This window comes from Pinirhizobacter sp. (assembly GCF_035317885.1).
Lineage (GTDB): Bacteria > Pseudomonadota > Gammaproteobacteria > Xanthomonadales > Rhodanobacteraceae > Pinirhizobacter.
This window is the reverse complement of record NZ_DATHFX010000520.1, coordinates 1-12,797: the sequence shown is the minus strand read 5'-3', so window position 1 is coordinate 12,797 and position 12,797 is coordinate 1. Positions and strand designations below refer to the sequence as shown.

The window sequence follows — 12,797 nt, the reverse complement described above, 5'->3', positions numbered from 1 at the left end:
CGGCCAAGGCCGCGCGCCGAGTGGGCGCTGGCGGTGCGGCGACCCCGGCGGCGGGGCCTTCGCCGGATGCGGTGGCCGAGGAACGGGAGAAGCTGAAGCAGCAGCAGGATGCCGAGCGTGAGCGGCGACTGCGCGAATATACCGACACGATGACGATCATGAAGCAGCGCGGTGCGCGTGCTCCAGATGGCAAAGCAGCAAAAAAGGCGCGCAAGGGTAGCGCCGCCATCGCCGCCGCCCGTGGTTCGTTTAAACCGTTACAGGTGTTTGCCGAGGGTGACTCGTGGTTCGACTACCCTCCTTTTCTATTCCACGGCGGCATCATTCCGCGTCTGCAGGATCGTTTGGGTGTTCCCATCCTGAACATGGCCTCGGCAGGTGACGAGGTTCGCTTGATGCTGGGTGTCGAAGAGCGCAAGCGACTGATCAAGACTTTCGTCGATGGGTGCCCGGCGGGAGGCCCGTGGGACGTCCTGCTGTTCTCCGGTGGCGGCAACGACATCGTCGATAATCCGATGGCTCTTTGGGTGCGCGATTGGGATCCCACCATAGAGGCCAAGCACCACCTGGACTCCACTCGCTTTGCCGCGGCCTTGGCGATTGTGCGCGCCGGCTACGAGGATCTGATCGCGCTGCGAAACAAACTGAGTCCGAACACTCACATCGTTCTGCACGGCTATGACTTCGCCATCCCCGATGGGCGAGGCGCATGCGGTTTGGGCCCTTGGATGAAGCCCACGTTCGACCTGCACAACTTCCCGACCAGGGCTGCAGCGCAGGAAGTCGTCACCGAAATGCTCAAGCAATTCGCTGCCATGGTGAAGTCGATGACCATTGCGAAGGCGGTGACTTATATCGAGACGCAGGGCACCTTGGCGCCAAAAACAAGCTCGTGGCATAACGAACTTCATCCGTCGTCGGACGGCTTTGACACATTTGCCGATCTGTTCCAGGCGCACTTGAAGGGGCAGTTTCCCGATCGGGTGGCGTGACATGCTAGGGCTTGAAGTGATGCACGTAGCCCACGCTAAAGCCCCCAGGCAACCAGCCCACGATCAAGGGTGAATCGCGACGCGCAGCCCAGATGCCTATGCCGGTACCGATCATGGCGCCCACCAGCACATCGCTTTGCCAGTGCGCGTGCACTTTCATGCGTGCCACGGCATCGTACGCCGGCAGCAGGGCCAGGGCGTAGACGGCCGGATGGTCGTTGCCGTAGTTGACGATGAACGGTGTCACCGCCGCGGACATCGCCGCGACTTCGCCACTGGGAAAGCCCTTGCCGCGGCTGGAGAAGAAACGGTTGGGACTGTCTGTTTGCGAGGGGCGCTCGCGCCGGAAGGTATATTTCAGCGCCTGGGTACTCACGCCGGTGATCACCATGGCGTCGAGCGAGCGCCAGAATGTGTCGCCAAGTTCATCATGGTCACCCAAGGCCAGCGCTCCACCGCCGACGGTGAGAATCGTGCCGTAAAGCAGGGCCTGCTGATTGCTGCGTTTCCAGATGCCACGGTTGTCGTAGTGAAGACGATGATCAATACCCAACGGCCCCCCGCTGGCACATGCCGTACCGGCGATGGCCAGCGCGAACAGGCCGGATAAGAATGAGCGCATGACGGACCTCCAGCGGCGGCGCGCTGCCACCGATAGGCCGACGCTAGCGCTTGGCCCTTTTGGTTCCCTTAAGTCTTTTGATTCCCTTAGTGGGTCGCGGCTGGCGTATGCTTGAACGGGTCACCCCGTCCGGAGATCCCCGCATGAAAGCTAAAGCTAAAAACAAAGGCCTGAAAGCCAAGGACAAGGCCGAGGCCATCAAGCTCCGCAAGGCGCCCCTCAATACCCCGACCGACCTCCGCGCCGAGGCAACCCGGGATATCTCCGGGGCCCTCAATGCACTGCTTGCCGACGTATTCGCCCTGTACCTGAAAACCAAGAATTTCCACTGGCACATGTCAGGCCCGCATTTCCGGGAATGGCACGAACTGCTCGATGGCCATTCAGGTGAGCTGCTGGCCATGACCGACGACATTGCCGAACGGGTGCGCAAGATAGGGGGCACCACCGTGCGCTCGATCGGCCAGGTTTCCCGCCTGCAGCGCATCAAGGACAACGATGCGGACTTCGTCACGCCGGAGGGCATGCTTGCGGAGTTGCGCCAGGACAATGTCCAGCTGATTGCCGAAATGCGCGCCACGCATGAAGTGTGCGCAGAAGAGAACGATGTGGCCACCACGAGCATGCTTGAGAACTGGATCGATCAGTCCGAGAAGCGCGCGTGGTTTTTGTTCGAGACCCTACGCGCCTAACCCGCAAGAGGGTCGTCACCTCGGCGGTGGACATCGTATAACGGGGCACGGACCCTCCGGCCCCGTTACCGGACTTTTGCAGCGCGTTCACGCCCTGCCAGCCTAACTTGACGTGTCCATCCCCACCGGAGACCGTCATGTCCCACATCGGCAAGAACACTGGCTTATTCACCAGGGTTGCCAAGTCGGTGTCGTCAGCGGCAGGTCACCCGGCCACTTTCATCGCTGCGGTTGCCATCGTGGTGATCTGGGCGGCTTCAGGACCGGTCTTCAAGTTCGGCGATACCTGGCAGCTGGTGATCAACACCGGCACCACGATCATTACGTTCCTGATGGTTTTCCTGATTCAAAACAGCCAGAACCGGGATACCGAGTCGATGCAGATCAAGCTCGACGAGCTTATTTGTGTAGTCAAGGAGGCCAATGATGCCCTGCTTGACCTGGAAGAACTCGACCAAAAGGAGATCGACCGGATTCGCCAATGCTTCATTGACAAGGCAAAACGTTCACATGAGGCGCGCGACCGCGATGCCAATGACGGCGGGGCGAACGAGGCGCCGGATACGCAGTCACTTGGTGGGGATCAGGGTCGCTAGGGGCAGGGCCAACTCGACCTGTTGACAATGTGCCGTATGAGCGTACTATAGACCATCAATAGTACGAACATACGGCAGAATCATGGGCTACTCACAGGCAGAAAAGGCACAGAGCAGGGAACGCATTCTCTCGGCGGCTTGCGCCCAGATTGCCCGGGAAGGCATGGACAGCCTCGGCGTGGCCGAGGTGATGAAAGATGCAGGCCTCACTGCCGGCACCTTCTACAGCCATTTTTCATCGCGCGACGACCTCGTCGCCGCTGGCGCCACCCGGATGATGCAGGCGGGCCATGCGCTAGTCGAAGCATTGCTTGAAGAAGTGAAGAAACCTTCACTGAAGGCGATCGTCGATATCTATTTCAGTGAAGAACATATCCGCAGCACGGAGATAGGTTGCGGCATTTGTTTTCTTGTCGGCGAAGCGCGCTTCGGCGGTCCTTCAGTGCGCAAAGCCATCTCGGACCAATTCGAACGCAGCGTGGAGCAGCTCATGCCTTTCATCGGCACCGGCGCGCCTGCAAGGCGCCGGGCGAGGGCGGCGCTGGCGTCGGTCGTGGGCGCGGTGAATCTTGCGCGGGCCATGGAAGACCCAGCCGTCGCCAAAGACATCCTGTCGGCAACGCGCGAGCAGATTCTCGCCGGAAGCTAGTTCTTCATTTTCCCCCTTTCCTCCCATCGGCCAGTAACGCTGGCAAGGTTGTCTTATGAATACTTCTACGTCTTCCACCAAAGGCAAGGCCCTTGTCACGGGCGCATCCACCGGCATTGGTGCGGTGTATGCAGATCGCCTCGCCCGGCAGGGTTATGACCTTATCCTGGTTGCCCGCAGCGCCGACAAGCTGGCGCAGGTGGCTTCGCGCATCTCGGCCGAAACCGGCCGCAAGGTTGAAACCATCACCGCGGATCTGGCTGACGCAACGTCGAGCAAGGTAGTGGAGGCACGCCTGCGTGACGATTCATCCATCACCATGCTGGTCAACAACGCGGGCCTTGGCGCAGCGTCGAAGCTTCTTCAATCGGACATCGGTGATATGGAGAAGTTGATTTCCATCAACGTCGTTGCACTCACCCGCCTGACCTATGCGGCGGTGCCGGCGATGGTCAAGCGTGGTGCGGGAACCGTCATCAATATCAGTTCGATCGCTGCCATATCGCCGGAGGTTCTCAACGGCGTCTACGCCGGCACGAAGGCATATGTGGTTGCGTTGACGCAGTCGCTCCAGCATGAATTGGGCGGGTCGGGCCTGCGGTTCCAGGCTGTCTTGCCCGGCGCGACGGCGACGCCGTTCTGGGATACCGCCGGCGTGCCGATCGCGCACCTTCCCAGCGAGATTGTCATGTCGGCCGAAGACATGGTGGATGCGTCGCTGCGCGGCCTGGAACTCGGCGAACTGTTGACCATACCAGCCGTACCCGATGCAGCGGATGTCAGCCGCCTTGAGGATGCGCGGCGTAACCTGTTCCCGAACCTGTCGCGTACCACGCCGGCTTCGCGTTACACGGCATAAGGAAACGACTCAACGCTCGCCGCGGGCCGATACCAGCCGAAGAAACGCTTCGTGCTGGTATCGGCTCATGCGGAGCTTCTGGCCGGTATCCATGGTGACCACGTGGTGGCCGTTGAACCATGGCTGGATGGTCTGTACACGGCGGATGTTGATAATGGCCGAGCGATGGATGCGGGCAAATTGGCGCGGGTCCAGCCGCTCCGCGAGGCCTGTCAGGGTTTCGCGCATGTCGTAGGCACGATCAACCAGATGCACCTGTACCGTATTGCGGGTGGCCTTGATCCAGACGATGTCCGCCACGTCGACGAAGATAATGTGGTCGTCGGTTCGCACCGGCACGCGCTCGAGGTAATCGGTACGTCGTTTTAGTGCGTCAAGCACTTGCTGGATGCCGGAATTGTCGCCGCGTGTGGCAACGCGGGCCTTGACCCGCCGTAGTGCCTCGGAAAAGCGTTCGCGGCTGAAAGGCTTGACCAGATAGTCCACCGCGTTGGCCTCGAAGGCACGCACGGCATATTGCTCGAAGGCGGTAACGAAGACGGTGGTCGGCATGCGTGTTGCGCCGATGGTCGCCACCACGTCAATGCCGTTCATAGCGGGCATCTGGATATCCAGGAAGACAAGGTCCGGCGATTGCTCTCGAATGGCCCGAACGGCCGACGCGCCGTCACCGCATTCGCCGAGCACGGCCATATCAGGATCCTCGCGAAGCAGCCGGACGATGGCGCGGCGCGCCACCGGCTCGTCGTCCACGACCAGTGCGTTGATGGTCATGCCGACGCCACCTCCGGCTCGTCAAGGTCCTCCAGCTCGCGATAGGGAAGGTCGATGCGGCAGGCCACACCTTCGGGCCAGATCATGTCCAATCGAACTGTCGCGGCATCGCCATACAGTTCCCGCAGCCGGAGTTCAGTGTTCTTCAGGCCGATGCCATGGCCGGGTGCTGCATCGATGGAAGCTTGTCCAGGCTCAAGCGTGCTGTTCCGGTTACGTACCTCGATGCGTAGCGTGCCTCCCTCACGCCTGGCTTCAATCTCCACGCAATCAGGTCCCACCCGCTGGCTGATCCCATGGCGGATGGCATTCTCGACGATGGGTTGGAGGATCAGGCTGGGCACGGCGCAGTCAAGGGTATCGGGCTGGACATAGACGCGTGTGGACAGGCGATCTTTGAAGCGCATCTGCTGGATGCCCATGTACAGATCAAGCAGCACCAGTTCACGCCGGAGGCTGATCTCCTGGCCTGCCTGGTCGTCAAGGAAGGCGCGCAAGAGGTCGCTCAGGCGGAGCAACATGTCTTCGGCGGTGAGCGCGTCCTCTTTAAGCAGGGTGGCGATGGCGTGCAGCGTATTGAACAGGAAATGAGGTTGCAGTTGGGACCTCAACGCCTGCAGGCGTGACTGTGCAAGCTGGGCCACCAGGCGGCTTGCTTCGACCTGGCGCCGCGTCTTCTCGGCATGAAGTTGGGCGGCTTGTTGAATGGCAAAGAGGGCCCAGTACGTCAGTAGGTCGCGCAGGATGTGCCGGCTGAACTGGTTGACCTGTTCGCCAAACGAGCTCGGTTCAAAGGGCGTGGAGACCAGGGCGCCGATCACCAGCGCCAGCGCGGTAACGGCGAAGCTCGCCACCAGCTGTATGCCGAGTTTCCGGAAGTCCACTGGAACTTCCAGGGGAAACCTTGCGGCAAGATCAAACACCAGCGGCGCCAGGGCGGCCCAGGTGTACCACTGGATCATCGACCACCGCAGGTAGGTGATGGCGGACCAGCTGTGGCCGTCCAGCTGATCCTGGAAGTATTTCTGTACCGCAAACAGCAGGACGATGGCAGTCCAGATTGCAAGGTACCGCGCCAGCCCGACTTCGATCGATCCCAGGCGAACTTTCATGGATGGGTGCTCAAGGGGCGATGAGGCCATCTTAGACGCAGTTATTGCGGCATCCAAAATAGGGTGGCAATCCTACGATTGGCCCCTTTGCTACGACGATTCGTCCCGAATGTGTGGCGGCAGGTGCCGCCGTTCCGGCCTGATACCCACGACCCCACCCGTCTGGAGTATCGCCATGTATGCCCACCGCTTCGCCACCGTCGCTTCCGCTGTCGTTGCTGCCATGGTGTTCTTTGGCGACATGTCCGCCCACGCATCGGAGCCGTCACAGGCTCTATCACGGGCCCGGATTTTCACACTGGTCAATGCCACCTCGGACAGCATGCTCTCCGTGGCCCTGGCACCGGCAAGTAGTGGAGAATTTACCGACGTCGCTCTGGGCGGGCCGCTGCAAGGCGGATTGAATTCGACCGCCATTCGTATCTCGGCCGGCCCCTGCATGAGGGATGTTCTTGTTGATTTCCAGGGTGGTCGCCGTGCCACCCTCTCCAACGTCGACGTTTGCCAGGGCAGCGGGCTGCGCTTGACGTCGTCTGTAAATGCGGATTCCACGATTACCTATTCGGGAAAGCCCGACGAAAGGCAGGTTAGTCGTTAATCGGCGTCGGTTGGCGGATCACCAGGTTCCGCCCGGGGGAGAGCGGATGACGCCATTGCACTTTCGAGAATTTCATCTTGCGCTATTGCTGGTCCTTGGCGTCTGCGGCATCGTCAATTGGCGTGTCTACTTCAAGTATCAAAAAGTATTTGGCCTTGATATATCCGCAAGCCAGCAGATCAGGATGCTCGTTCGCCGGGGTAACCCGGATGGATGGATTGCCATCGTCGGCTCGACGGTGGGGATACTGGCTGGCGCCGCGCTTCTTGCGCTCACCTTCTATCGATAGGCGCTGCCGCATCCGGGTCGCGGTATCATCGGTGCATGCCGGTGTTTGCCACCAAGCGAATCCATGAAACGCCGGAGCCGTCCGACGGGCATCGCGTGCTGGTCGACAGGCTTTGGCCACGTGGCGTATCAAAGGTCCGCGCGGCCCTGGACGACTGGAAAAAAGACCTCGCCCCGTCGGTCGAGCTTCGGCAATGGTTCGACCATGATCCGGCGCGTTTCAAGGAATTTTCCGCGCACTACCTCGATGAGCTCCGGGCCAATCCGGCCGTCGATGCTTTTCTTGCCGACGTGAATGGGCGGCATACCATGCTGCTCTATGCGGCGAAGGATCCAGAGATCAACCACGCCCTCGTGCTGCTGCGTTACCTCAACAGGCGCCTGCCGAAGAAGGTCGCGCGATAGGTGGCTATAGGCCGATGTCGCTCAGGCCCGGATGGTCAGCCGGCCGGGGCCCGGATAAATCCCAGAAGAACTTGCGATCGGCGACGCCGATGGGAAGGTCGTTGATCGACGCGTGGCGCACCCGCATCAGGCCCGACGGATCAAATTCCCAGTTCTCATTGCCGTAGGCACGGAACCAGTTGCCCGAATCGTCGTGGTACTCGTAGCTGAATCGCACGGCGATGCGGTTGTCCTGCCAGGCCCATAGTTCCTTGATCAACCGGTATTCGAGTTCGCGGCGCCATTTGCGGGTGAGGAACGCAACGATCTCGGCCCGGCCGGTGATGAATTCGGAGCGATTTCGCCAATGGCTGCCTTCCGTGTACGCCTTGGAGACGCGCTCGGGATCACGGCTGTTCCATCCATCTTCGGCCGATCGCACTTTCACGATGGCACTGTCGCGGTCAAACGGTGGGAGCGGGGGGCGGGTGTCGGCCATGGGCGTCTCCGGGGGAATAGCGAGTTTAGAACAGTGCACCGGGATTTCCTTGCGGTGGGTGGTAAACCATATGGCTGGCTGCCCGTTCTTGCTGCAGTACCCACTGCCATCACCCCAAGGGACCGGATCCATGTTTTTTAGACTTCGTTCCCCCAGGCCACTTGGCCTGGCATTGGCCTGCGTAGCCACGCTTGCCGGCTGCGCCACGCAAGGCACGCCTAAACTCGCCATCCGCCCGCAGCATCCCCAGGACCTTGGCGGACACTGGGTGGTGGACCCCTCCCGAAGCGAAGACCCGGACGCCAAGATCGCGTTGCTGGCATCTGAGCGTAAGGGACAGGGCGGCGGTGGTATGGGCGGCCATGGCGGTGGCCATGGCGGTGGAGGCGGCGGCATGGGTGGCATGGGCGGTGGTCATGGTGGCCACGGCGGTGGCGGCAATGCGGGCAGCTCTGCTTCCACGTCGCCATCCAGTACCGGCCAGGGTGCCGGCAGCGGCCTGGTCGAATCGCTGCAGCGGCGCGGCCTTATTCCCGACAAGCTGGATATCGTGCAGAAGCCAGGCTTGGTATTGCTCTCGCCCGATGGCCAACCCCATAGCGTGTCGGTGGATATTGCCTCGTCCACTTCCCCCGTGGGCACGCAGGCAGGCTGGGACGGCGACACCTTCGTCGTGGTGCTGCATACCGCTGGCAAGCCGGACGTTACGCAGCGCTATTCGGTGACGTCGGACCGGAAATGGCTCACCGTCACCACCGACATGAAGATGGGAAAATCTTCTGACCTCAGCTTTATCCGGGAATTTTCCGCGACGACACCACCGTAAGCGAAGGACGCATCGCCGCCGGTGCTTCCGGGGGCGGTGCCGCCGTGGCGGCGCGGGTGATGGCGTCCAGGAATTCCTGCGGCGGGCAATAGCCGTGGACGGTCACGTAGTGGTGCACCATCACCGGCGCGACATAGGTCAGGCCGTGCAAACCCTTGACCCGTATCTCGCCGTTGCCCTGCGTACCCGGCAGGAAATTCGTCACGGGGTGCCCGTGCGCATCGTATCGAACCACCGGCGGTGGGCAAAACTCACAGACGTGATACCCCCGGAACAGGTTGACCGGGTGGGCAATGAGTTCTTCCAGGATTGCCTTCAGGCTTTCGTCAACCGGGCCATGGCAAAAATAGTGCTCGTTTGAAAGCCAGCCGATATTGAGGATCTCCGAACGTATCGGAGTCCATTGGTAGCTATAGGGCGTGAGATCGGCGAAATGCATGGTGGAAACGGGCCCTCCGTCACGATCCTGCCACCGCACGGGGCACGAAGAAAGTGCCAGGCCGTAATATAGGCGGCAACTTCCTTCGATCGCCCTTCGATCCATGTCCGATTCCCAAGCACCGCGCCCGTCCCCGGCGTCTCGCCTTCAGGCGATTCGCAACAGCGGCCTGCTGGATCGCCGCGGCGAGGAGCAGTTTGGCCAACTGACCGACCATGTGCGGGTGGCGATGAACGTGCCGGTGGCCATCATCTCCATTGTCGATGAGCACCGGCAGGTGTTCGCCGGCCATAGCGGCTTGCCCGAACCTTGGGCGTCGATCGGCGAGACGCCGATCACGCATTCATTCTGCCGGCACGTGGTGGAGGCGGCCGAGCCGCTGGTGGTATCGGATGCGAACCTGCACGGGCTGGTAAGGGAGAACCTTGCCATCGTGGACCTGGGCGTGATCGCCTACCTGGGCGTGCCGATCCACCTGCCTACGGGGGAACTGGTCGGTGCCCTGGCCGCCGTCGACACCCGGCCGCGCGAGTGGACCGACAGCGACCTTCGATTCCTTACCTCACTGGCGCGGGTGGTGGATACGGCCATCGGCCTGGGCGTGTCGGAGCTTAAATACCGCACGCTGATCGACGACATGAACGAGGGATTCTATGTCGGTGAGGCGATCTGGTCCGGCGACGGCCATCTGGTGGATTTCCTCTTCGAGGAAATAAATCCCGCGTTTACGCGCCTTACCGGCCTTTCCAGCGCCACGGTGCTGGGGCGTCCGTGGTCGACGGTGATGCCGACGTCGCTCGCACCCTTGCTGCCGGTGTACGAGCGCGTGTTGCTCACTGGCCAGGACGAAGTGGTACACCACAAGTCCGAGGTGCTGGGCGGTCGCTGGTTCCTGATCCGCGTGCGTAAGCTCGGTCGTTCGCGGTTCGTCGGGTTCTTCGAGGATGTCACCGAAAAGCGCCGCGCTGAGATCAACCAGCACCTGGTGAACCATGAGATCGGCCATCGCCTGAAGAATTCCATGGCCATGGTGCAGGCTATCGCCACCAGCACCCTGCGCGGCCTGGATCCGGTCCGTGTAAGCGTGTTCGAGCAGCGGCTGCAATCGCTCAGCGGTGCGCACGACAATCTGCTGGACCGGCAATGGAAGGCCGCCAAGGCGCTCACCATCATCGCCACCACGCTTGGCAAGCTCGGCGTGGACGGACGGGTGCGCGTTTCGGGGCCCGATGTCGACCTCGGGCCCAAGGCGGCGCTGACCTTGTCGATGCTGGTGCATGAGCTTGCGACCAACGCCATGAAGTATGGATCGCTATCCGTGCCCGATGGGTCCGTCGACATGGCCTGGAGCGTGGACGAAGGTACCAACGACGCATTGGTGACCATGCGCTGGCGCGAACAGGGAGGCCCGCCGGTCGTAGCGCCCACGCGCCGGAGCTTTGGCTCATCGTTGATCAGGATGGGCATGATGGGTGGCGGCGGCGCCACGGTGGATTACCTGCCCGATGGCCTCAAGGCCACGTTCCAGGCGCCACTGTCGCAGTTACAGGTTGCCGAATTCTGATTGCCGGGTGTCATCGGGTGAACTGGATACTGGCGTAGAACGCCGAGCGGTCGGCGTCGCGTGAACGATGAACGCCCGGGCCGCCCGATGCCATCAGTGCCAGGTGTTCTGTGATCGCGTAAGTCACGCCCAGTCCCAGGTTGGTGGACGCCGAGCCGCCCACGGTGTCCGCCGTCTGGTGGTAGATTTCCGCGCCAAGGGAAAACTTCTCGCCGATCTTGCGCGAGACAGCCCAGCCGACCAGCCGGTAGTTCCGATTGCCCTGGCCTGGATTGATCTGGTAACCACCGCCGCCGAAGGTCGACCAATCCCCGGCGTCCCATTCCATCCACACCGGCAAGAACAATCCGACATGCCTTGCGCCGAATTTTCGGCTGGCGGTGGGCAGGGTGATCGACGGAAAGAACGCGGCATCGGGTGACAGGCTGCCTTCGGACTGGTGCGCGAAACGGTACTTGGCGCCGAACTCGAGGTCGCCGCGCCCCACCTGGTGCCCATTGCCGTTCTCATATTGCACAGGCACGTCGGTGCTTAATTGCAAGTTCTCCGCGGCGCCATAATTGAGCTCCAGTCCTGCGTCGCCGCTGCGTTCGCGGTTGGCGTGTGTTCCCGTGGCGAACAGGTAATTCTCCCAATGACCCTGGTCCGTGGGTTCGGGATCGTCGGTGGTGTAAGGCGGGCCGGCATAGGCCTGAGTGGCCGCTGCTAGTAAGCTGGCGGCGATCAGGTACCGGACATGGCTTCGTGGCAAGGTCGCCGCCGTCGATAGGCGTGCCTTGCACGTTAGCTGGATCGTCAACAGCACTGTCCCTGCGGTTCCTTGGGATAAGAATAAACCGCCATCTCCTAGGGTTTGCTTAAAGGGTTTGCTTAAATTCGCACCCTTACGGTGGATGTCCGATCGGCCCCGTGGGCCCTTCCAGGCGTTCGCGATCCCACTTGGCAGGGTTTGCCGCAGCCTCGTAGGTGGTTTGCAGGAAAGACAGCAGCGTTTCGTCGGGGTCGTCGGCCGCCTGCACCGCGTTATACGGCAGCAGGAATTCCCCGAGCGTGGTGTCGTAGTACGCAGCTTCGGGGCTCACCTTGTACTGGCTGAACCCTCCCGGCGATGTATAGGCATAACTGTAGAACGCCGGCCCCGGTGCCGGGCCGCCACCGGGCCAGAAGCCGGCGCTGGAGACTTCTTCGCAGTACGCTTCGCGCGCCACTTCGTCGGGCATGTTGATGGCGCCCCCCGGATGCGGTGGCGCGGACCTTCCCGAGAAGCGGGTGACGGCGAGGTCGAAGGCACCCCAGAACAGGTGGATGGGGCTGCATTTACCCTTAAATCGCGTGCGAAACACATACATCACGCGCTGCGCCTGCAGCAGGGCGCGCCAATAGGCAAGCGCCACGTCGCCATCGTAGGCGCGTTTCATCTTGTCCTTGTGGAACGGCACGGCGCCTTCGATTTCGCACGGCATGGCGTCGATGTGCACTTCGATGCCGAGGCGTTTGAGCGCGGCCAGCACTTCTTTGTAGAACGAGGCCACGCTTCGCGGCATGAGTTCGATGGTTTCCGCGTTGCCGTCGGTGTCGCGGATCACCGCACGGTCGTCCAGCAGGTCGAACTCAAATTCGAAAGCGCGATCCCCCCAAGGTATGAGCCCGGTAGTGAGGCCCCGCGTGGAGAGATAAAGCGTGACTTGCCAACTCTGGTTGGTCCAAGGAGTTAGCGCCAGGCGGATCTTCCCGGCCACCTGCGACCACAGGTGAAGTGTGGTCAGGGTAGGGCCCAGGTCCAGTGACGACAGGTCTGGCCACGCAGTGCGCTTGCTTCGGGACATGGGTGTTGCCCATAGCGACAAGTCACTGCAAGGATACGCCCGTTGTTTGCCGGGCGTTGCGTTGTATCTTTGCGCGG

Annotated in this window: 17 protein-coding genes; 10 read left to right on the top strand and 7 right to left on the bottom strand. The window is 61.7% G+C overall.

The window, feature by feature from the left end; all coding sequences use genetic code 11:
- The coding region (locus VK519_RS17130; RefSeq protein ID WP_324351789.1) for a GDSL-type esterase/lipase family protein at positions 1-992 on the top strand (992 nt) is incomplete at its 5' end.
- 4 nt (positions 993-996) lie between these two features.
- On the opposite strand, the gene VK519_RS17125 is transcribed toward VK519_RS17130, so the two are convergent.
- Positions 997-1,614, bottom strand: a complete 618-nt coding sequence (locus VK519_RS17125; protein WP_324351787.1) for a phosphatase PAP2 family protein — start codon at positions 1,612-1,614, stop codon at positions 997-999.
- 143 nt (positions 1,615-1,757) lie between these two features.
- On the opposite strand from VK519_RS17125, the gene VK519_RS17120 reads away from it, so the two are divergent.
- The 4 genes from VK519_RS17120 to VK519_RS17105 all read left to right on the top strand — a co-directional run bounded on the left by VK519_RS17120 (position 1,758) and on the right by VK519_RS17105 (position 4,410).
- Positions 1,758-2,306 (top strand): Dps family protein, encoded by a 549-nt coding sequence (locus VK519_RS17120; RefSeq protein WP_324351785.1) that lies wholly within the window; start codon positions 1,758-1,760, stop codon positions 2,304-2,306.
- A gap of 137 nt (positions 2,307-2,443) precedes the next feature.
- Entirely contained in the window at positions 2,444-2,902 is a 459-nt protein-coding gene (locus tag VK519_RS17115; RefSeq protein WP_324351783.1) for a low affinity iron permease family protein, read from the top strand.
- Positions 2,903-2,984: 82 nt separating this feature from the next.
- A complete protein-coding gene (locus VK519_RS17110; protein WP_324351781.1) occupies positions 2,985-3,551 on the top strand; it encodes a TetR/AcrR family transcriptional regulator in 567 nt (188 codons plus the stop codon).
- Positions 3,552-3,606: 55 nt separating this feature from the next.
- Positions 3,607-4,410: an SDR family NAD(P)-dependent oxidoreductase gene (locus tag VK519_RS17105; protein ID WP_324351780.1), complete on the top strand. Its 804-nt coding sequence runs from the start codon at positions 3,607-3,609 to the stop codon at positions 4,408-4,410.
- A gap of 9 nt (positions 4,411-4,419) precedes the next feature.
- Here VK519_RS17105 and VK519_RS17100 read toward each other — a convergent pair whose 3' ends face one another.
- A complete protein-coding gene (locus tag VK519_RS17100) occupies positions 4,420-5,184 on the bottom strand; it encodes a LytR/AlgR family response regulator transcription factor (protein ID WP_324351778.1) in 765 nt (254 codons plus the stop codon).
- Complete coding sequence (locus VK519_RS17095; RefSeq protein WP_324351776.1) at positions 5,181-6,296, bottom strand: sensor histidine kinase; 1,116 nt, start codon at positions 6,294-6,296, stop codon at positions 5,181-5,183. The genes VK519_RS17100 and VK519_RS17095 overlap by 4 nt, the downstream gene beginning before the upstream one ends.
- Before the next feature lie 175 nt (positions 6,297-6,471).
- Here VK519_RS17095 and VK519_RS17090 point away from each other — a divergent pair, with 175 nt between their 5' ends.
- From VK519_RS17090 to VK519_RS17080, 3 genes are read left to right on the top strand one after another with little or no spacing between them, the layout of a single operon-like run.
- Positions 6,472-6,894, top strand: a complete 423-nt coding sequence (locus VK519_RS17090) for a hypothetical protein (RefSeq protein ID WP_324351774.1) — start codon at positions 6,472-6,474, stop codon at positions 6,892-6,894.
- Positions 6,895-6,940: 46 nt separating this feature from the next.
- Entirely contained in the window at positions 6,941-7,183 is a 243-nt protein-coding gene (locus tag VK519_RS17085) for a hypothetical protein (RefSeq protein ID WP_324351773.1), read from the top strand.
- A 35-nt stretch (positions 7,184-7,218) separates the two neighbouring features.
- Positions 7,219-7,587, top strand: coding sequence for a DUF488 domain-containing protein (locus tag VK519_RS17080; RefSeq protein ID WP_324351772.1), 369 nt, complete (start codon positions 7,219-7,221; stop codon positions 7,585-7,587).
- Positions 7,588-7,591: 4 nt separating this feature from the next.
- On the opposite strand, the gene VK519_RS17075 is transcribed toward VK519_RS17080, so the two are convergent.
- A complete protein-coding gene (locus VK519_RS17075) occupies positions 7,592-8,065 on the bottom strand; it encodes a nuclear transport factor 2 family protein (RefSeq protein WP_324351770.1) in 474 nt (157 codons plus the stop codon).
- Positions 8,066-8,195: 130 nt separating this feature from the next.
- On the opposite strand from VK519_RS17075, the gene VK519_RS17070 reads away from it, so the two are divergent.
- Positions 8,196-8,891: a hypothetical protein gene (locus tag VK519_RS17070; protein WP_324351768.1), complete on the top strand. Its 696-nt coding sequence runs from the start codon at positions 8,196-8,198 to the stop codon at positions 8,889-8,891.
- Here the strand turns inward: VK519_RS17070 and VK519_RS17065 are convergent.
- Positions 8,857-9,330, bottom strand: coding sequence for a DUF7919 family protein (locus tag VK519_RS17065; protein ID WP_324351766.1), 474 nt, complete (start codon positions 9,328-9,330; stop codon positions 8,857-8,859). The genes VK519_RS17070 and VK519_RS17065 overlap by 35 nt on opposite strands.
- Before the next feature lie 103 nt (positions 9,331-9,433).
- On the opposite strand from VK519_RS17065, the gene VK519_RS17060 reads away from it, so the two are divergent.
- Positions 9,434-10,894 carry an HWE histidine kinase domain-containing protein gene (locus tag VK519_RS17060; RefSeq protein ID WP_324351765.1) on the top strand — a complete coding sequence of 487 codons (1,461 nt, stop codon included), beginning with the start codon at positions 9,434-9,436 and terminating at the stop codon, positions 10,892-10,894.
- 10 nt (positions 10,895-10,904) lie between these two features.
- On the opposite strand, the gene VK519_RS17055 is transcribed toward VK519_RS17060, so the two are convergent.
- Positions 10,905-11,693, bottom strand: a complete 789-nt coding sequence (locus VK519_RS17055; RefSeq protein WP_324351764.1) for a transporter — start codon at positions 11,691-11,693, stop codon at positions 10,905-10,907.
- Between the two features lie 85 nt (positions 11,694-11,778).
- On the bottom strand, positions 11,779-12,720 hold the full coding sequence (locus VK519_RS17050; protein WP_324351762.1) for a DUF5996 family protein: 942 nt from the start codon (positions 12,718-12,720) through the stop codon (positions 11,779-11,781).
- Positions 12,721-12,797: the final 77 nt, after the last annotated feature.